The sequence below is a fragment of the Actinomadura sp. NPDC049382 genome (genome assembly GCF_040677125.1).
Lineage (GTDB): Bacteria > Actinomycetota > Actinomycetes > Streptosporangiales > Streptosporangiaceae > Spirillospora > Spirillospora geliboluensis.
The window spans coordinates 128607-146663 of sequence record NZ_JBFARO010000004.1 but is presented as its reverse complement, the minus strand read 5'-3'; the positions used below and the strand labels follow the sequence as shown (position 1 = coordinate 146663).

The following is an 18057-nucleotide window of genomic DNA, read 5'->3' as shown; positions in this document are numbered from 1 at the left end:
GCAGCCGTGGAGGTGGCGATCCTCGCCCCAGTGTTCATCACGTTCCTGGCCGGATTACTGCTGGTGATGCGCGTCCAGCACGGCAGCGCCGTCGTCGCCCAGGCCGCCGCCGACGCGGCCAGGCATGCCTCCATCGCACGCACCGCCACCCAAGCCCGCGCGGACGCAACAGCCAGCGTCATGGCAACGCTGGGTGACCGCGGACTGCACTGCCGCCCGACCATCCAGCTCGACCTATCCGGCTTCCGCCGCCCGGTGGGTCAGGTCGGGACGGTATCGGCGCGGGTCACCTGCGTCATCAGGCTCGCCGACGTGGCGCTACCGGGCATGCCCGGAACACGCACCGTGACCAAGACTCACCGGTCTCCCATCGATCCCTACCGAGGAAAAGGCCAGTGACCGGCTTGGGCTCATGGATCGGCCGCCGCCGGCAGTGCCTCACCGACGCGGGCAGCGTGAGCATCTTCGCCGTCATCCTCACCCTGGTCGTGGTGGTGCTCTTCGGTGCCGTCGTCGATTTCGAGCAGAAGCTCGAAGCCCGCCAGGACGCCAACACCGCGGCCCAAGAAGCCGCCCGCGCCGGAGCCGGACGTGTTGACCTCAACCGCGCCTACAGCGACGGCAAGTTCACCGTTGACCGCCGTGCCGCGGTCCGCGCTGCTCGGGACTACCTGCGGGCGGGCGGTTACACCGGCACGGTGACGACGTCCGGAACGCACGCCATCCACGTCCACGTCACCATCACCCGGCCCGCAGTGTTCCTGCCCGTCATCGGCATCAGCCACTTGCGCGCGGACGGCGACGCGACCGCGAACCTGACCACCGGAGTGGAAGGACCTAACCAGCCGTGATCTACACCGGTCGCAGCCGCCTCGACGACTTCGTGCGAGGGCTCATCGCTCTCGTGATCTTCCTGTTCTTCCTGGTCGGGTGCCCGGTCGCGATGTACGCCATGGGCGGCTCGCCCATCCCGGACCGGATTCCGTCGTGGGAGGAGATCAGCGCGACCTTGATGCGGCAGGACAGCGACCAGAGCGTGTTCCTGGCCACGATCTTCCTGATCGGCTGGGGCGCGTGGTGCCTGTTCATGATCACCGTCTGCTCCGAGGCGGTGAACTATCTGACCGGACGATCCAGGTCCGCCGCGCCGCGTCCGGTCCGTCCGCTCCAAGAACTGGTCCGAACCCTGGTCGCCACAGCCACCCTCACCTTCAGCGCCGCCGCTTCTCTGGCCAGTTCGGCCTCCGCCGCGACCACCATGCACGCCGCGACCGGAGTCCATGCCGCTGCCGGTCCCGAATCCGGCGAACAAGGGCATCTATCTCCCGCGCAAGACGCACCACCGCAGGGGTCAGCCGAATCCGAGTGGACTCCGCTCCTTGCCGACGAGCCCCCGGCTCGGCCGAAGTCCGATCATCACGAGGCGCGAACTCACGTCGTCAAGCGAGGCGAAACCCTCTGGGGCCTCGCCCGCCGTACCTACGGCTCCGGCGACCGCTACCCCGAGATCTTCGAGAACAGCCGGAACATCGACCAACCCAACGGAATCCCCGCCCTCACCGATCCCGACGTTATCCACCCCGGCCAGTTCGTCCGGCTTCCGCGCCTCAGCACGCCGGAGGAGGCGTCTTCACCGTCGCCAGCAGCCTCACCGCGGCCGAAGGCGCACAAAGCCCCGCCCGAACAAGAGACGCAAAGCAGTACTCGCACGCCCGCTCCGCCCAGCTCGACGTCCGGCAGAACGACCACGTCGCCGGTGCCTAGCCCAGTCGTGGCACCGCCCGCCGACCACTCCGCCAGCCCGGCGCCCTCAGCCCCGAACGACCAGGACGATGCGGGCTCACCCCTGGCAATCTCCCTGCCGTCCGGCTCGCTCATCGGCCTCGGTCTCGCCGCCGCGCTCAGCGTGGCCGTAGCCGCCACCCGCCTGCACCGACGCCGCCGGCGTCCGCTGCCAAGCGATCCCGATGCCGCCGAGTACGTTCCCGAGCCCCCGATCCCGACCCCCGTCCTCAAAGCCCACAAGGCGCACCTGGACATCTACGCCGACCGTGAGGCGTCTGTCCCATCCGACCCGGAACTCGTCCGCAAGGACCTGCTCACTCCTGAACCCGACCACCTAGTCGTAGGCACCCGCGACGGCCAAGCCGTCACCATCCCACTGGCAGGACTCAGCCTTGGCCTATCCGGAGATGGCGCGCACGCTGCCGCCCGAGCCATCACCACCGAACTCCTGCCCAAGTCCCGCCGCTACCGCGCCGAGATCGTCATCCCCGGGGCTGACGCCGATGCACTCTTCCCTGGCACCGACATCACCGGCTTGGCCCGGGCAGTTGAGGGCCTGATCATCACGCCGTCCCCGAACGAAGCCGTCGAACACCTCGAAGCCGAACTCCTGCGCCGCAGCCGAATGCGCCAGACGGCCGAATTGCCCGACGTAGCCGCTCTACGCATCGACGACCCCGCCGAACCGCTGCCGACGATGCTTCTGGTCGCAGCAGCCCCCACGCACGACGCGACGGCGGTGTACAACTCCGCTACCGTGCACGCCCTCGCCATGCTCGGCCGCCGCTACAGCATCGGCGTACTACTCCTCGGCACCTGGGAAGTCGGTACCGGCCTGGCACTCGCCGACGACGGAACCGTCACCGTCGCCAACGGCCCCTGCGCCGACCAGTTCACCGGAGCGCGCCTGTTCCACCTGACTGTCGACGACGCCTCCGACATGCTGCAGACCATTCAGACCGCCACCGGTAGCGAACCCATCATTCCCGCGCCCGTAGGGAGCGCCAGCACCACGCCTGAACCCGCCCCAGAGAGTGCTCACTCCCTCGTCCCGCCGCCCCGCCCCTCCACCGAAGGCCGACAGGCTCCCGCCCGACTTCAGGTACTCGGACCGGTCCTCCTCCATACCGCGGACGGCCCCATCACTTCTGGCATGCGCAAGTGCGCCAAACAGTTGCTCGCCTACCTTGCGTTGCATCCCAAGGGCGCCACCCGCGACCAAGCCATCGGCGCTCTATGGCCCGATCTCGTCCCCGAGTCCGCGGTCATCCAGTTCAACACCGCCACCACCAACATCCGCAAAGCCCTGCGCACCGCAACCGGGCTCACCGAACCCAAGTACGTTCTCCACACCGCCGGCCACTACCGCATCGACCCCGACCTCATCGATGTCGACCTCTGGCAACTGACCACCACCCTCATGGACGCCGAACAGGCCGACGACGAATCCGAGCGCGTCAACGCTCTCGCGCCGGTCAGCGACCTCTACACCGGGGAGTTCGCCAGTGGTCTCGAGTACGAGTGGGCCAATGCCCACCGCGAATATCTTCGCCGCGCCGTCATCGACGCCCTCGGGCACTTCGTCCAACTCACGCAGCAAGAGCAGCCGGGCCGAGCGCTCGCCACCCTTGAACGAGCAATCACTTACGACCCGTACTCCGAGCCTCTTTACCGTGAGGTCATGCGCCTCCAAGCCCGGCTCGGCCGCCCTGACGCCGTTCGGCGCACCTACCAACTCCTGGAAAGCCGCCTCGACGAGATCGACGCGGAGCCCGGCGGGGACACCCACCAACTCATGGCCACTCTCAGCCGCCCAAAGCCCAACGCCCGGATTGTCGGGACGCCACCGCGACGGCAGCAGTGAAGGGCAGCCCTCCCGGGAGGTGATCATGCGATCATTCCCTAGGCGCCACACGGTGGACGGATCGATCCAGACGAGGTCAAGAGTGCCTCACCGACGGTCCATGTTGATCGTGGTGCTGGCGCGGGCGACAACCAACCCGACGGGTCGATGCAGTGCGAGCTAAAGCCCTCGAAGTCTGCTAATCAGGGTACGTTTGCAACGTGCCGAAGAGTTTCAGCTACAGCAAGCCGTTCTTTTTCTCTGAAGACGATGAACCGCCGGTGTGCCCACACTGCAAAGAGCCCATTCAGGTGGGTGACAACGTCCACTGGTATGAAGACAAGCTCTGGCATACCAAGCCCTGCCCCAGTTAATTGGACTCCATGGTCGGTCGTGGGGACGGGCCTACGGGGGTGGTCGGCTTGTTGGTCGTCACTCACGTGGAGCGGGACCGCTCGTCCACCAAGGCCGTGATGAGCAGAGTGGTGGGGTGACCGGTGGGCAGCCGGTCGGCGAGCCTGATGGCGGCCGCCAGGGCCTGGTGGGCGGCCTGGTGGTCGCCGGTGCGGCCGTGCAGGTCGGCGCGCAAGTATTGAAGGTAGGCGTCGTGGGGAGCTGGCCTTTGAGGGAGAATCTCTTCAGCCCGGTCCAGGTGGGCCAGTGCTTCGGCCAAGCGACCGGTTCTGGCTGCTGCTTCGGCACGGTTGATGGCGAGGCGCGAGCGGGGGTAGGGCTCGCCGAGGTCGTTGAAGACGGCTTCGGCTGCGGAGAATTCGGTTTCGGCTTCGTCGTGGTGTCCGAGTTGGCTTAGGGCAATACCGAGCTGGCGCCGCAGCAGGGCCTCCCCTCGCGGGTGAGACGGGACGGCTTGGTAAAGGGCCAACCCGTCCCGCAGGACCTGGAGGGCATCTTCGTTGTGTCCCATCCGCATCAGGGTGGCGCCGTGGTGCTCAGCAGCGGACGCCTCGGTCAGGGTGTCACCGGCCTGCCGGGCCAGGCGTGCGGTCTCGGCGTGATGGCGCGCCGCGTCATCGAAGCGTCCTAGCCATCGGTCCAGCAGCCCGACCAGGCAATGCACGCGCGCCATGGCGCCAGGGTCATCGGCGCGGGTCGCGGAGTCCAGCGCGACGTTACAGAGTTGCCGCCAAGCGGCGTAGTCCTGGCGGTGGGTCACATAGCCCCAGAGCGCCTCGGCGTACTGCCAGGCCAGGCCGTGCAGACCCGCTTGAGCAGCCGCCGCCTGGGCCGCGAGCAGCGTCGGGACCCAGGTCTGCATCAAGGCGATCGCGTCCTGAGGCCCGGAGACCGCGGCAGAGCGCTCAGGGAGCCACCCGAAGACGGCGGCGTAGCGCCGACGGCCGGGCACGATGATGGTGTCGAGATGTGCAGCCCACATCAGGTAGTGGCGCGCGATACGGGCCACCGCGGCGATCCGCTCGTTGGTGGGCAGGTCTTCGGTGAGGTTGGTGGCGTGGGTGAGGACCGGGGTAGGCATCTGCCACTGGTCATGCTCTCGTTCGTACCGCAGCATGTGCGCCTGACGGAGATCAGCCAGCACCGTGTCGGTGGCCTCGTCGCCGAGTTGGAGGAGTGTGGCTGCTGCGGCGGTGCTGAACGGGCTCGGCATCAGCGCCAGGCGCCGGTAAGCATCCCGTAGGTCCGGCGGGAACCCGCTGTAGACGGCACCGAGTGTTGTGTTCACGATGGTCTCCTCGTCGGTGGTGACGGCCGGGTGCTGGCTGGTGGTGGAGGGGCGGAGCAGCTGCCGTGCTGGGGGCCGGGTCAGCCGGGAGGCCAGTTCGTGGATCGGACGGTGAGGGCGGGCGGCCACGTAGGCCGCGCCGGCGACGACCGCACCGGGGAGCGCGCCGCATGCGGCCACCAGCGCGCGTACTCCACCGGGCTCGTCGGACGCGCGCTCACCGATCACGTCGGCGGCCAGGTCCATCGCCGCCTCCTCGGGCAGCGGCGGAACATCGAGGTGTTCCGCGCCGTCGGCTATCAGGTCCACGAGCCGGAACCTGCTGGTCACCACGACCAGACCTGCAGCGGGCAGCAGCGCCCGCACCTGCACGGCCGTGGCGGCGCACTCGATCACCGCGACAACCGGCCGGGACGCCGTCACCGACCGCAGCAGCGCGGCGGCCTCGTCAGGATGATCGGGCACCCAGGGCGCCCCCAGGGCCCGCAGCCAGCACGACAGCACAGCGGCGACACGGCTACAGCGCTCGTCGGCCTGGCCCCGGTTCCGGCCGGTGGCTGGGCCCTGGGTCAGGTCCGCCCACAATGCGCCGCCTGGAGCGGCACCGGCACGCATGGCGCGGTGCGCGGTATCCAGTGCCAGTGCGGTGGCTCCTGCACCGGCCGGGCCGCTGATGACCAGCAGGCTCGGCCGTGCCGATCGACGCTGGGAGCCGACGATCCGGTTCAGCACGGCGCGTTCTGCCACCCGGTCAATGATCCGGTGGGGCGGCGCGGGCAGCATCATCACCGGCCGTCCTACGCTGAGCACGGGGGCGTGCAGGTGTACGTCGCCGTGCACGGCGGCGGCCTGCACGACGGTTCCTATCTGCCCGGGGCTGTCGACCCGGTTCCCGATCCGCTCGGCATTCTCGTTCATCCGGCGTCCGGGCAAGGCTGGGACCGCAGTGACGCGACGGTGGGATGGGGCTGGCAAAACGGCCCGCCCAAACTCGCTACAGGACCTTGCTGGCCTCGGCGGTAGCGAGACGTGACAGTGCTGGGACGGTGTGGGGTCACGGCCGTTCACCGCCGAACTCGCGTCTGCGGGGCAGCAGGGTGTCGAAGGCGGGAGTGTGGGCAGCGCGTTCGAGAAGACGCGGGGCCGTGGCCAGGCATTGCTGATGCCCAGCACGGTTGGGGAACGTCAGGTAGACGCTGGGGACGACGACTTGAACGTGGTCCTCGGCCAGCCAGTCGACCAGCGGGACGTAGTCGGGATCGCCGGTGATCAGTACCGCCATGTCGAGCGGTACCTCGGCGGCCGCTTCGTGACACGTGAGCGCGAGCTCCACGGCCAGGCCCTCGGGTCCGCCACCGTTCTTGCCGTGGTCGAAGGGCAGTTCGTGGCGTTGGATCTTCAGCCGGTCCAGCACGGCGGTGAACGCGGCCGGGGCGGGCTGGCCAAGCCCTTGGAAGTGGTGGGCTTCGGTGACCTCTATCTCATCGATGTGCCGGCGGAACACCGTGGACGCGTATCGGCAGAGTTGTTCGTGGAATCCCTCCAACTCGATGCGCCGACGCGTCTGGTGGTGTTGCTGGTAGTAGTGCGCCAGCGGAGCAAAGAATGCGCCGTCGTAGAAGACACCGATACGGATTGGGGCCTGGGGCATGCGTGGAACGTCTTCCTCACGGAGGGCTCCGGCGGGTGTGGCACCGGACGGATGGGCCGAGTGGTTGGACGGGGTCAGCACGTTCTAGCCACTGCGCATCGTGCGTCGGTGTTGACGCTCTTCGACGGGGGCTGGCCCGGCCTCCAGAGTGCGGGTGGCACCAGGCCCGGTTGGACGGGGTTCAGGCCGGCGAAGAATTCGGCTATCTGGGTGGGGGTGCGGAGCCGGTAGGGCGCAGCGCCGGTGCCGTTGTAGGTCTCTTGTGCCCAGGTGAGTGCGGTTCTTGTGGTGGTGGCGTCGCTGAGTGCCAAGTAGCTGCCCGGTGCCAGGCCGTCCACCAAGCGGCGCACCATCGCGTACGCGTCGTCGGTGTCGTCGATGTGGCCCATCACGCCGATGAGCAGGACTGCGACGGGTTGATTGAGGTCCAGGTGGCGGGCGGCGCCTGCCAGGACGGTTTCGGTGTCGGCGACGTCAGCGTGGACGAGGGCAGCCCGGCAGCCCGGCTCGCCGTTCAGCAACTCCTGGATGCGGATGGTCACGAGCGGGTCGTTGTCGACGTAGACGGTCCGGGTGTCGGAGGCTCCCGATCTCGCGACGATGTGGGTGTCGGTGAGGACTTTCGGGGACGGGAGGCCGGGGCCGATTTCGATGAACTGCCGCACGTCCTGCTTGGCGAGGTATTCGATCGCCTGGCGCTTGAAGCCGCGCTGACTCACCACCAGGTGTGCAAGGTCGGGATAGACCTCCTGGAAGGTGTCGGCGGCCTGCCGGTCGGCCTCGTAGTGGTCGCTGCCGCCCAGGATGTAGTTCCAGACCCGAGCCGACTGGGGCACCAGCCGGTCGACATCGTCCAACATGAGGGCCGGTACGCCAGCGGCCAACAAGTCTTGCTCCGCGTGCGCTGTGGTGCCGGACGTTGCGCTAAGCACCGCGACGCTGCCCTCGGTGGCCTGGCTCTCTCGGTCTGCAATTGCCGGTGACGGTAGTTCGAGGCCGGTCATGTCCGGAAGGGGGATGCCTGCGGCGCCCAACACCTTGGAGGCGTAGTCGAGCAGTTGGCCGGCGCAGGCCTGATGAAGCTCGCGGCTGAAGTCACCGAGTTGTGCAGCGATTTGTTTCCACTCGAGGTCGGTGAGGTCACGTTGCGTGAAGCGGGTGAACCAGGCGCGGTCCAGGACGGTGACGGCGAGGCCGTACCGGTCTGCCAGGTCCAGCAGCACGCCGGTGGGGTCGGCGCCGTAGTAGTCGTCGACCAGCGTCTCCAGTTGGGTGTACCGGTTGGAGCGGCGCTCGGCGTTCAGCAGTTCGTAGACCTCGGAGGCCCCGTAGCGGCGGTGACCACCCATCGTCCGGATCGAAGAGAGCTTGTTTCCCTTTGCCCATCGGGTGACCGTTTTCGGGTCGACGCGGAACAGCGCCGCCACCTCGGCCGGCGTGAGCAGATCAGGTGCAGTCATAGGAGCTATTGGTTTTCGACGGAGGGAAGGGGGATGCGGTGCGGCCTCGGGAACGGGGCCTTCGACAGTCCCAGAGGCCGCATCGCAGGTCAGGCAGCAGGCTCTTGCGCAGCTTCGGAGGGGACGGGCAAAGAGGACAGGGCTGTCACGTGGACCAGGCGACGCGACCACTGGCCCTTGCCCTGGCCCAGCGCGGACTCGCCCAAGCGGCGCAACTGGATGTCACCGGTACCGGCGGGTGCATCGATGTGGAAGGCGTCCCGGACCAGACGCTCGATGCAGCGGTCGCGCCGGAGTCCGGCCGCCGCGTGGATCTTCATCGTGGCCAGAACGGACTCCATCAGCGATTCCACGCCCCGGTACTTGGCGCTGATCAGCTCGTCGTCGCAGGCCTGGCCGTGGTCGAGCATGTGCGCGGCCTGGTAGGCCAGCGTGCGGGCGGTCATCAACCGCTCGTTGATCTGCCCGATCCGCTGCTCGATGGTGGGCAGCTTGGCCAGCGGCTCGTCCCGGCGACGGCGCTCTTTGGCGAACCGAACGGTCTCCTCCAGCAAGGTCTGGTGGATGCCCAGCGCGACGGCGGTCAGGTTGGGGCGGCCGTACAGGATGGACGAACTGTAGGCGACGGCGAGTCCGTCGCCCTCTCTGCCGATCATGTTGTCGGCCGGGATCCGTACGTCGTCCATGACCAGGTCACCGAAGCTGAAACCGTGCAGCCCCAGCGACGGCTGATGCGGAACCACCTGGAAGCCGACCCGATTGTCCTCGACCAGGAACGCCGACAGCGAGCGGGACCCCGCCGCCTCGGCCCCGGTGTGAACGACTACGCCATGCGGACCCCCGAGGTGGGAGTTGCCGACGTACTTCTTGCGGCCGTTCAGGACCCAGTAGTCGCCGTCGCGGCGGGCGCTGGCCTGCATGTCCAGCACATTGCCGCCCGACTCCTCCTCGGTCACCGCGATCGTCGGCAGGCAGTCACCCGACGCGATTCGCGGCAGCCACAGGCGTTTCTGCTCCTCGGTCCCGTAGTGGATGATCTTGGCGGCGCCGAGTTGGGACGCCTGGACCATGGCGCCCATCGCGCCCGACACTCTCGCCAGCTCCTCGATCACGATCGTCTTGGCGAGGTGGCCGGCGCCCATGCCGCCGTACTCGGAAGGGATGGTCACCCCGAGCCACCCCTGCCGGGCGATCAGGGCGGAGGATTGGACATCAACGGTTTGCGCGGACTCCATCCAGGCCACGCGGGGAGCGATCTCTCCCTCGGCGAAGGTGCGAACCCTTTCCCGCAGGCTCTTGTGGTCGTCGGTCTCGAACACGAACACCATCCCTTCCACTTGGACCCACCACTGCCGGACGGTCGGGTCCGGCAGAAGTCATCGCCGCGGGCTGATATCAGCCGTTTCTGTCACCGGGGCTGTGGCGGCCGCTGGTGTCGGCTCGCTGCGCGAGCGCGTCCATGAGTGCGTCGCGGTGCCGCTTGATGAGCGTGAGCGAGGTTTGCCCGGTCTCCCTGGGGAGCGGGTCGGTGCCGATGACGCACACGGTGCCCAACACGGTCCCGGTGGGCTCGTGGACGAGCGGCGCGCCAGCGTAGGTGCGGACGCCCAACTTGTCGACCACCGGGTTGGACGCGAAGTGCGGGTTGGCGCACACGTCAGACAGAACGAGCGCCTTGGTGCGGTCGAGCATCTCGGGACAGAACCCGTGATCGGGCCGCATGGTCCGGTCCACCGCCCGCATGCCGGGCGGTATGTGCAGCCCGACGAACGTCTGCTCCTGCTCGGTGAACAGGTTCACCATCGCGTACAGGTTCTGACCGTGTTCGCCGAGTTCGGCGGCGAAGGTGCCGGAGATCCGGGCGGCGAGCCGGTCGAACTCGGCGTCCGGGGTCACGCCGAGGCCGAGTTCGGCGAGCAGTTTCATGCGTTGCTCGGCGGTGTCGTGCCAGGTGGGCACCTGCAGGCCGGAGTCGGGGTCGTACTTCATGCGGAGGCTCCCTGGACGATGGGCTGGTGCGGCTGCTCAGGTTGGTGCGGGCGGGAGAGCGCGCGGTCGACCAGGGTCAGCTGCACGGTGATGGCCGAGCGCGCGTCGCGGGCGTCGCAGTGCACGATCGGCACGTCGTCGGGGATGTCGAGAGCGTGGCGGACCTCGGCCGGGGTGTAGCGGTGCGGGGCGTCGGCGAACTCGTTGATCGCGACCACGAACGGGATGCCGCGCTGCTCGAAGTAGCCGACCGGGCCGAAGCTGTCGGTCAGCCGGCGGGTGTCGATCAGCACCACGGCGCCGACCGCGCCGTAGGTGAGGTCGTCCCAGGTGAACCAGTAGCGGTCCTGGCCGGGTGTGCCGAACAGGTACAGCACCATCTGCTGCTGGTCGAAGGTCAGGCGGCCGAAGTCCAATGCGACGGTGGTGGTGGTCTTGTCCTCCACCCCCGCTAGGGAGTCGACGCCGTCGCTGACCACCGTGAGATGTTCCTCCGTGGTCAGCGGGTCGATTTCGCTGACGGCGCCGATCATGGTGGTCTTACCGACACCGAACCCGCCACTGACGATGATCTTCGTGGTTAAGGGTGCGAGATCGCATCGACCAGGTCCGGTCGTCTCAAGGCGGTCAGGCGACATCGGACAGCCTCGTTTCCAGGCCGGAACGCAGCGCCTCTAGAACTTGCAGGTGATCGGAAACTCCGGGGTCGGGCAGAGCGATGACCAGTGCGCCGCAGTCGATCAGGTCGCTGATGATGATCTTGGCTGCCTGGACGGGGAGACCAAGGCGAGCTGCGATTTCGGCGACCGGGCACGGCTGCTTGCGGCATAGCTCGACCACTTGGGACGACTCGGGGCCGAGCCCTTGGACAGGTGCACTGTCCGCGGTCTCCAGCAGGGTCACCAGCCGCATCGTGTGCTGCGGGCGGGTCCGGCCGCCGGTGATCGCGTAGGGACGCACGTGTTCGGCGTCGTAGGTCTCCCACGCCTGGTCCCACTCGACAGCGCCGGCCGGTCCGGTTACGGCCGCCATGGTGTAGGGGCCCGGAGGGCGGCGCGAGCCGTGGCCTGCTAGTCCGGGCATGGTCACTGCCCTCCTGCGGTGTGCCGGCCACCGCGGGTCGGGGTGGTCATGTGCTCGGCCACGCTCTTGACCAGCAGAGTTATCTCGTAGCCGACCACGCCGGGGTCTGCGTCCGGCTCGGCCAGGACGCCGAGCACGCAGCCGACCAGGCCGGGTTCGGCACCCGGCGTGCTTGTGATGGCGAAATCGGCACTCACGACGAACACCAAGACGCTGGCGTCCTCGATGATGACCTGCCGAAATCCGCTGTCCCGGGCTCCGATCAGGGTGGCTGCAGACCGTGCCAGGGAGTGCAGGCTGGACATCCATGCGGCTGCTCGGTCCGCCCCGGCGGTCTCCAAGCCCGATACCGCCATCTTCAGCCCGTCCCGTGAGACCAGCAACGCGCCGGTGACACCCGCAACCCGGCCGACGAACTCCTGCAGAAGCCAACTCGAGCCATCAGCCGCCGGTATCGATGAAACCTGAAGGGGTGAGGCTGCGGTCGCAGTGGTGGGTGGAGGCGTGGGGGGTGTCATTCGCGAATCTCTCCGTAGGTGTGAGGCGGCCGATGTCCCGCGAGGGGAATCAGCCGATCTCCGGCTGTTGGAGGTGGCGATGCTGCTGCTCGCCCTGGCCGCGCCGGACCCCTGTGGCGAAGCGCGCCATCAGCTCCGGTGATGGAGGCTGCGCAGCTTCCGGCGCCCGAGTGGGGTCGGTGGAAGGCTGTGGCAGGGCACCCAAAGCGGGACGGTTCTTGCGACGTCGCGGAAGTGGGGGGCGGCCATTCGGCGTCGCTGGCTGGGCGGATGGCACAGGACGCTCCCTCGCCGGTGACGCCTGCTTGACGGCCCCGGGCGGGGCGGGGCCGGCCGGTGGCGGGTGTGCCGGCAGGGATGCCGGGGGGTTGGCCGGGGCGGGGATGCGGTGGCGGAGGGACACCCGCGGCAGCCCGGCGGCGCGGGTTGAGGAGGTCAGCAGGGTGTGAGGCAGGAGCACCAGTGCGTGCATTCCGGGCGACTGCGGACGCAGTTCGATCCGGATGCCGTGCCGGGCTGCCAGCCGGGCCGCGACCAGAAGACCGACCTGCCCTTGCCGGACCTGCTCACGCAGGCTGACCTGGAACGGGGCGTCCAGAATCCGACGCAGTCCAGCAAGTCGCTCGGGCGACAACGCCAGCTCGCCCTCGTCGCGGACCTCCACGCCCATGCCAGCCGGCGTCTGCTCCGTCGTCATCCGTACCGTGGCGCTAGAGAACCGGGTGGCGTTCTCCACCAGCTCCGCCAGAATGTGAATTACGTCTGGGCCCGCGTACCCAGGAATCTCCATATCGTCGTCGGGCAGCGTCAGCCGGACTCGTTGGAACGCCTCAACCTCGGCCATCGCCTGACGGAGCACCGTCGAGATCGGCATCGGCGCGGAAGCGCGCCGTGCGGTCCTGCCTCCCAGCACCGCCGACCGCGCGGCGGCGCGGCGTAGCTGGGTCGCCAGGTGATCGATCCCGTACAGATCCGCGAGGAGATCGGGATCCTCCAGATCGTTCTCGATGGCCTTGAGGCGCTCCAGCATCCGGCTCACCAGTGCGTGTACGCGATGCCCGACGTAGACCAGAACCTCGCCGTCAGGTTCCTCCGCCGCATCCAGCCGCGCGGCCGACGCGTGGAGCAGACGGGCACGGGCACGCAGATCAGCTGCGATCACCGCGGCGATCCGGTCCGCCGTTTCGTCGTAGGCGCCAGCCGGGCTGAACGGCTGGAACCAGCGAGCCCCCACCTGCGGATGGCTGGAGAAGGGCCGCTGCCAATGCCAGTACAAGTCGCCGAAATCGCCGGGGCCGGGCAGCAGCACCACCAGCCGGCCCACGTACGGATGGACGTCCACACGCTGCGCGGCGACCGTCATCGCGCCCGCGGGGCTGCCCACGAGCGGCGCCACCGAAGCGCACAACCCCCGCAAGGTGAGGCGATCGGCCAGTTCGCGGGCATGCTTGCGCGCCTGCTCAGACGGTCCCGCGGGCACCTGGCTGTTGCTGGCCTGGGCACGGAAGTCCACGTCACCGATCACCGGACTTTCCTTCCGACTCCGGCGCGGGCCTCTACGTCGATCACGCGCTCGACGGAGGCGAGCTCCGGGCGCCAAAGGTGCGGGGCCACCATGCCGGTGCCGTGCTCGCCGGGGTCGACCAACTCCAGCCCGTCCAGGAACCTGGCGATCTGGTTGGAGGTGCGCAGTGTGTAAGGGGCGGCACCAGACTCGTTGTAGAGGCCGTGCGCCTGTGCCCGCGCGGCACTGGTGACGATGCCGTCGCAGACAGCCAGATAGGAACCGGGCACTAGCGGTGCCATCGCGCGCTGCACCAGCAGGTGGGCCTCGTCATCGCCGATGTGTCCCAAGATGCCCAGCATCAGGACCGCGACCGGCCGCTGCAGGTCCAGCAGTGTGGCCGCTGCCTGTTCCACGATGACGTCCGGGGCGCAGACGTCGGCGTCGATGAAGTCGGTGGCCCCCTCCGGCATCGAGGTCAGGAGGGCGCGTCCATGGGCTAGGACGAGCGGGTCGTTGTCGACATAGACCACCCGCGCATCCGGGGCGACCCGCTGGGCTACTTCATGAGTGTTGTCGGAGGCGGGCAAGCCGGTGCCGATGTCCAGGAACTGACGCACGCCCATCTCGCCGGCCAAGAACCGCACGACACGGCAGAGGAAAAGCCTCTGGGCACGAGCGATGTCGACGATGCCTGGGAAGACCTTCCGGTAAGCGTCGCCAACGGCCCGGTCCACCACATAGTTGTCCTTGCCACCCAGCCAGTAGTCCCAGATCCTGGCCGAATGGGGCGCGGCGGTGTCGATCTGCGGGGATGCGACGTACGCACGCGAGGCGGTCATATCAGCCTCGGCTCCGCCGTCGGGCCCAGGCCGCCGCGGAACACGTCGTACATGACCGCTGGCGCCACGACGCCGAGCCGAGGCTTTAGGAGCGTGCTCACGAGACCACCGCCGCCAACTCCTCGAGCCTGCAGCGCAGTTGCTCAGCGGTGTCGGCCTCGACCGTGTCCACGTCGTTGATCCGCTCTGGAGGCATCGGTCCGCGCAGGGCCCACCAGCGGCGCTGATCGGTCACAAGAATCCGCCACGGCGGAAAGGCCTTCTCCAGCTCGGACTTGACGGCGTCCACGCGCCGCGGACTCGATGCGGACATGGCGATGATGTTCGCCATTCGCGAGAGGCACGATTGCCACATCTCGTGGCACCCCGGTTGGGGCGGGCTAGATCGCGCGCGCCCACTCCGCGAACGCCACCAGCGCGTGCGGTGGCGAAGCATGGAGGCGCAGCAGCCTCACCAGCACATCCCGCACGTAAGGATGCTCACGGGTGTGCTGAGGAGCGATGCGCCTGGCCGCCTGCAACGACCGGAACGCCTCGTCCCGCCGTCCCAGCCACAACTGCGCCCGCGCCACGTCGATGTAGTAGTGGGACCGCCGTTCCTCCGGCACCCTCTCCAAGGAGCTTGACAGCCCAGCCCCGCCTCCGGCGATCTCCACAGCACGCGCCGCATCACCGCGCTCCACTGAGAGCGCGACCTCGTGCACATGCAGAGACACCGGGCCGAACGCGGTCCCGTTGTAGACGCCCTCGGGCACAGCCTCCGCAAGCCGGCGAGCATCCTGGAAGTGCTCGTCTGCTGCCGCCAAGTCCTTGGTCATCCGGGCGGCGACCACCGCAGCTCGCATGTGCAGAGCGCCCACGGCTGCTCGCAGCTCCGAGCTGTTGAGTGTCGGTGCGTCATCCAGTGCCTTCTCCAGCAATCGAAGGCCTGGCGCAAGGTTGTCGCTGGCGAAGAACACCTCGGTCCGCACGTAGGCGGCCGTCGCGAGTAATGCCGGGTCCTCCACTGCCTCGGCGGATGCCCGCATCAGCTCTACCAACCGAGCCGATAGGTCGTAGTACCCGTACTTGTAGGCAACAGCGTCAGCCGCCCGGTACGCCGAGACCAGAAGCCGTGCTGCGGCCACCTGCTGGTCAACGTCCTCGGCGAGCCGACAACGCGTCAGCTCCACCAGCAGCGCGGGCAACGATTCCGCCAGCCGCGTGTACTGCGACGATAACCGCCACCGAGTCGCCTCACCGGCCGCCCGCCGAAGCTGCGTCAACGGCCGGACAGGCCCATCCTCGGGAAGGTCATAGGCGTTGATCGCCGTCCGGAGATCCGGCACCGCCGCATGTACCCGGCTGTCGGTCGAGCGCCTCTGGCCCGCCAAGACGTCCGGCTCCGTACCAAGCGCTTCAGCAATCGCGGTCATCGTCCGATCGGTCACCGGACGATCACCCTGCTCGACCTTCCGCAGCAGGCTCAACGACACATGCGCCGCCTCGGCCAGTTGGCGCTGCGTAAACCGCCGCGCCGTACGGGAAGCGGCGATACGGTCGCCGACCGAGTTCTCCGGCCTCATTAGCGCTCTCCGACGGTCCATCGTGTCGGCACGGTAACCCGAGACCGTCGAGGAGCGCGGCCTTCAGGACGAAGTCAACAACCTTGGAAGCTCAGCCAGGCCATCCACAACCCAGTCCGCGACACCACGGAACTCGTCCGCCCACAGGTGCCCCCATGGCCCCCGCCTCACCAGCGCCGTCCGCAGCCCGGCGGCCCGCGCCGGCACCACATCGTTGGCGGGGTGGTCACCCACGTAGACGATCTCGTCCGGCTCCCCCGGAGCCCACTCGATCAGCTGACCGAAGAAACCCCGATCCGGCTTCGCAACACCCCACTCCTCCGACGTGGCAATCTCGTCCGCAGGAAGTTCAAGCTCACGCAGTCGAGCTCCGACACGTGCCGTCTGATTCCCCGCAACACCGACCCACAGCCCAAGCCCCCGAAGCTCCGCCAAAACCAATCGGACATCCGGATAGAGATCAGCCTCAACCAACTCCAGGGCCTGTCCAGCCGCAACGCGGGCCCGGCGCTCCTCAACGACGTCCAACCCGGGCCGTACCAACCGCAGCGCATCAGCGTTGTCACGCCCCTGCGCCGTCACCGCACCCACAAGCGCCGACATCGTGTGCGCCGAGACCCCCAACCAGTCCGCCCACCCCCGCCACTCACGAGTGTCATCCACCAGCGTCTCGCCCACATCGAACACCACACACCGGATCACCTGCCCAGCGTACGTAGTTGGAACTAGGCATCCGAGACACTCCCCCGATCAGTGACCTTTGCAGTGAAGGGTTCCCCAGTGATTTCAGTGCTGCCGTAAACCGGTGCCTACGGGGGTCTGAGGCAACCGCTTCCCCATCCGGGATGCCCATCACTACGCTGTGTCGGAGGTTTCTACGGCGCACGATACGTGGGCCGGGCGAGGCCGTGGTGTCGTTGGGGGAGCAAGGGGGTATTTGGTGAGCGACGCGGCCCTACCTTCGCGCATCGGTCCGTATCTCGTCGAACGGCGGCTCGGCGCGGGCGGGATGGGGGAGGTGTATCTCGCGTACTCCGTCGCGGGTGAGCCGGTCGCCGTAAAAGTGATCCGACCTGATCGCACGGATCCGCATACCCGCGCCCGGTTCGAACGTGAGGCTGCGATCGCACGGACGATCTCGGGAACGGGCCGTGTAGCCCGCTTTATTGACGCCGACCCGTTCGCTGAGCAGCCCTGGTTGGCGATGGACTATATCCCAGGCCGTCCCCTCTCCGACGTGGTGAAGGGCGAGGGTCCGTTGCCCACGCCGCTTGTGGCGAGCCTTGGTGCTCTGCTGGCCGAGGGACTTGCCGCAGTGCACGCCGCAGGCTTGGTGCACCGTGACCTCAAGGCACAGAACGTCATCCTCGGCGATTTCGGCCCCGTCATCATCGACTTTGGCCTCGGGGCTTTCGTTGGCGCGTCTAAGGGGTCACTCACAAAGGCCGGCATGGTCATCGGGACGATCCGCTGCATGCCGCCCGAGCAGGCGCTCGGCGAGTTGGACGTGACCCAGGCCGCCGACGTGTACGGCCTGGGCACCGTTCTCCTGTACGCGGCGACCGGGCACTACCCGTACGACGGTGCCCGGTGGGAGGCAATTGCCGCACAGGTGGCCAACCCCGAGATCGGTCCCGACTTGTCAGGGCTGCCCATTGAGTTGACCCCCGTCGTGTCGGCGATGCTGGCGCACAGCGCAACTGACCGTCCCTTTCTGAAAGAGGTGACCTCGCAGTGCGCCGATGTCATGCGCCTGCTGGGTACGAGTCCGGCCCGTGCACGGCGTGCTCTGATAGAGAAGACGACGGCCGAGGACCATCCCTCAATGGTGCTGCCCCAGCCTGATGCGCCGATGCTGGACCGGCTCGACTCGCTAGAGAGGTTGCTGCGCGACGAGGCGGCGACCGCGACCGAGCTCATCCCTAAGACGCCGTCGGAGACGGAATCGGCTCCAGCCGGTCAGCCTGGGAGCAGCAGCCCGGCCGAGCCCGTCCCGCAGGGGACCCGTCCGTCCGCTTCCGGACGGGTCGCCGAGGAACTGCGCAGGCGCTACGCGGTGGCGCCAACGCTCGCGTGGTCGAAGCGCTGAACCGCTTCTATCCTTTCGGCGAGGTG

General features: G+C 68.1%; 17 protein-coding genes and 1 pseudogene. 4 read left to right on the top strand and 14 right to left on the bottom strand.

Features of this window, described 5'->3' with window-relative positions; all coding sequences use genetic code 11:
- The first annotated feature begins 6 nt into the window (after window positions 1–6).
- Genes AB0K34_RS04385 through AB0K34_RS04375 form a run of 3 tightly spaced genes read left to right on the top strand, consistent with a single transcriptional unit; the run spans window position 7 to window position 3649 of the window.
- Window positions 7–399 carry a TadE/TadG family type IV pilus assembly protein gene (locus AB0K34_RS04385; RefSeq protein ID WP_364545375.1) on the top strand — a complete coding sequence of 131 codons (393 nt, stop codon included), beginning with the start codon at window positions 7–9 and terminating at the stop codon, window positions 397–399.
- Window positions 396–851, top strand: coding sequence for a pilus assembly protein TadG-related protein (locus AB0K34_RS04380; protein WP_364545372.1), 456 nt, complete (start codon window positions 396–398; stop codon window positions 849–851). Before AB0K34_RS04385 ends, AB0K34_RS04380 begins: the two co-directional genes overlap by 4 nt.
- The gene (locus tag AB0K34_RS04375) at window positions 848–3649 is read left to right on the top strand and encodes a BTAD domain-containing putative transcriptional regulator (protein WP_364545369.1); all 2802 of its coding nucleotides are present in this window, start codon (window positions 848–850) and stop codon (window positions 3647–3649) included. The genes AB0K34_RS04380 and AB0K34_RS04375 overlap by 4 nt, the downstream gene beginning before the upstream one ends.
- A gap of 415 nt (window positions 3650–4064) precedes the next feature.
- On the opposite strand, the gene AB0K34_RS04370 is transcribed toward AB0K34_RS04375, so the two are convergent.
- The 14 genes and pseudogenes from AB0K34_RS04370 to AB0K34_RS04305 all read right to left on the bottom strand — a co-directional run bounded on the left by AB0K34_RS04370 (window position 4065) and on the right by AB0K34_RS04305 (window position 16632).
- Complete coding sequence (locus tag AB0K34_RS04370; RefSeq protein ID WP_364545366.1) at window positions 4065–6248, bottom strand: tetratricopeptide repeat protein; 2184 nt, start codon at window positions 6246–6248, stop codon at window positions 4065–4067.
- Between the two features lie 136 nt (window positions 6249–6384).
- Window positions 6385–6981 (bottom strand): NYN domain-containing protein, encoded by a 597-nt coding sequence (locus AB0K34_RS04365; RefSeq protein ID WP_364545363.1) that lies wholly within the window; start codon window positions 6979–6981, stop codon window positions 6385–6387.
- A gap of 74 nt (window positions 6982–7055) precedes the next feature.
- Window positions 7056–7985 carry an SAM-dependent methyltransferase gene (locus AB0K34_RS04360; RefSeq protein ID WP_364545535.1) on the bottom strand — a complete coding sequence of 310 codons (930 nt, stop codon included), beginning with the start codon at window positions 7983–7985 and terminating at the stop codon, window positions 7056–7058.
- A 297-nt stretch (window positions 7986–8282) separates the two neighbouring features.
- Window positions 8283–8441 (bottom strand): annotated as a pseudogene (locus AB0K34_RS04355) (BldC family transcriptional regulator); the annotation flags it as partial.
- An 89-nt stretch (window positions 8442–8530) separates the two neighbouring features.
- Entirely contained in the window at window positions 8531–9769 is a 1239-nt protein-coding gene (locus tag AB0K34_RS04350; RefSeq protein ID WP_364545360.1) for an acyl-CoA dehydrogenase family protein, read from the bottom strand.
- Window positions 9770–9836: 67 nt separating this feature from the next.
- Window positions 9837–10430 carry a GAF domain-containing protein gene (locus AB0K34_RS04345; protein WP_364545357.1) on the bottom strand — a complete coding sequence of 198 codons (594 nt, stop codon included), beginning with the start codon at window positions 10428–10430 and terminating at the stop codon, window positions 9837–9839.
- Complete coding sequence (locus AB0K34_RS04340; protein ID WP_364545354.1) at window positions 10427–11068, bottom strand: ATP/GTP-binding protein; 642 nt, start codon at window positions 11066–11068, stop codon at window positions 10427–10429. The genes AB0K34_RS04345 and AB0K34_RS04340 overlap by 4 nt, the downstream gene beginning before the upstream one ends.
- Window positions 11058–11513, bottom strand: a complete 456-nt coding sequence (locus AB0K34_RS04335) for a DUF742 domain-containing protein (RefSeq protein WP_364545532.1) — start codon at window positions 11511–11513, stop codon at window positions 11058–11060. The genes AB0K34_RS04340 and AB0K34_RS04335 overlap by 11 nt, the downstream gene beginning before the upstream one ends.
- Window positions 11514–11515: 2 nt before the next feature.
- Window positions 11516–12031: a roadblock/LC7 domain-containing protein gene (locus AB0K34_RS04330; RefSeq protein WP_364545351.1), complete on the bottom strand. Its 516-nt coding sequence runs from the start codon at window positions 12029–12031 to the stop codon at window positions 11516–11518.
- Between the two features lie 49 nt (window positions 12032–12080).
- Window positions 12081–13556: an ATP-binding protein gene (locus AB0K34_RS04325; RefSeq protein ID WP_364545348.1), complete on the bottom strand. Its 1476-nt coding sequence runs from the start codon at window positions 13554–13556 to the stop codon at window positions 12081–12083.
- Entirely contained in the window at window positions 13553–14377 is an 825-nt protein-coding gene (locus tag AB0K34_RS04320; RefSeq protein WP_364545345.1) for an SAM-dependent methyltransferase, read from the bottom strand. The genes AB0K34_RS04325 and AB0K34_RS04320 overlap by 4 nt, the downstream gene beginning before the upstream one ends.
- A gap of 97 nt (window positions 14378–14474) precedes the next feature.
- Entirely contained in the window at window positions 14475–14708 is a 234-nt protein-coding gene (locus AB0K34_RS04315; protein WP_364545342.1) for a hypothetical protein, read from the bottom strand.
- A 49-nt stretch (window positions 14709–14757) separates the two neighbouring features.
- Window positions 14758–15942, bottom strand: a complete 1185-nt coding sequence (locus AB0K34_RS04310; protein ID WP_364545339.1) for a helix-turn-helix transcriptional regulator — start codon at window positions 15940–15942, stop codon at window positions 14758–14760.
- A gap of 63 nt (window positions 15943–16005) precedes the next feature.
- On the bottom strand, window positions 16006–16632 hold the full coding sequence (locus AB0K34_RS04305) for an HAD family hydrolase (protein ID WP_364545336.1): 627 nt from the start codon (window positions 16630–16632) through the stop codon (window positions 16006–16008).
- A 250-nt stretch (window positions 16633–16882) separates the two neighbouring features.
- Here AB0K34_RS04305 and AB0K34_RS04300 point away from each other — a divergent pair, with 250 nt between their 5' ends.
- Complete coding sequence (locus tag AB0K34_RS04300; protein ID WP_364545333.1) at window positions 16883–18031, top strand: serine/threonine-protein kinase; 1149 nt, start codon at window positions 16883–16885, stop codon at window positions 18029–18031.
- Window positions 18032–18057: the final 26 nt, after the last annotated feature.

Bases quoted from the DNA above. Each gene is read 5' to 3' on its own strand.
- AB0K34_RS04370 (WP_364545366.1), bottom strand. From the start codon at position 6,248: ATGAACGAGAATGCCGAGCGGATCGGGAACCGGGTCGACAGCCCCGGG.
- AB0K34_RS04365 (WP_364545363.1), bottom strand. From the start codon at position 6,981: ATGCCCCAGGCCCCAATCCGTATCGGTGTCTTCTACGACGGCGCATTC.
- AB0K34_RS04360 (WP_364545535.1), bottom strand. From the start codon at position 7,985: ATGACCGGCCTCGAACTACCGTCACCGGCAATTGCAGACCGAGAGAGC.
- AB0K34_RS04350 (WP_364545360.1), bottom strand. From the start codon at position 9,769: ATGGTGTTCGTGTTCGAGACCGACGACCACAAGAGCCTGCGGGAAAGG.
- AB0K34_RS04345 (WP_364545357.1), bottom strand. From the start codon at position 10,430: ATGAAGTACGACCCCGACTCCGGCCTGCAGGTGCCCACCTGGCACGAC.
- AB0K34_RS04340 (WP_364545354.1), bottom strand. From the start codon at position 11,068: ATGTCGCCTGACCGCCTTGAGACGACCGGACCTGGTCGATGCGATCTC.
- AB0K34_RS04335 (WP_364545532.1), bottom strand. From the start codon at position 11,513: ATGCCCGGACTAGCAGGCCACGGCTCGCGCCGCCCTCCGGGCCCCTAC.
- AB0K34_RS04330 (WP_364545351.1), bottom strand. From the start codon at position 12,031: ATGACACCCCCCACGCCTCCACCCACCACTGCGACCGCAGCCTCACCC.
- AB0K34_RS04320 (WP_364545345.1), bottom strand. From the start codon at position 14,377: ATGACCGCCTCGCGTGCGTACGTCGCATCCCCGCAGATCGACACCGCC.
- AB0K34_RS04315 (WP_364545342.1), bottom strand. From the start codon at position 14,708: ATGGCGAACATCATCGCCATGTCCGCATCGAGTCCGCGGCGCGTGGAC.
- AB0K34_RS04310 (WP_364545339.1), bottom strand. From the start codon at position 15,942: ATGAGGCCGGAGAACTCGGTCGGCGACCGTATCGCCGCTTCCCGTACG.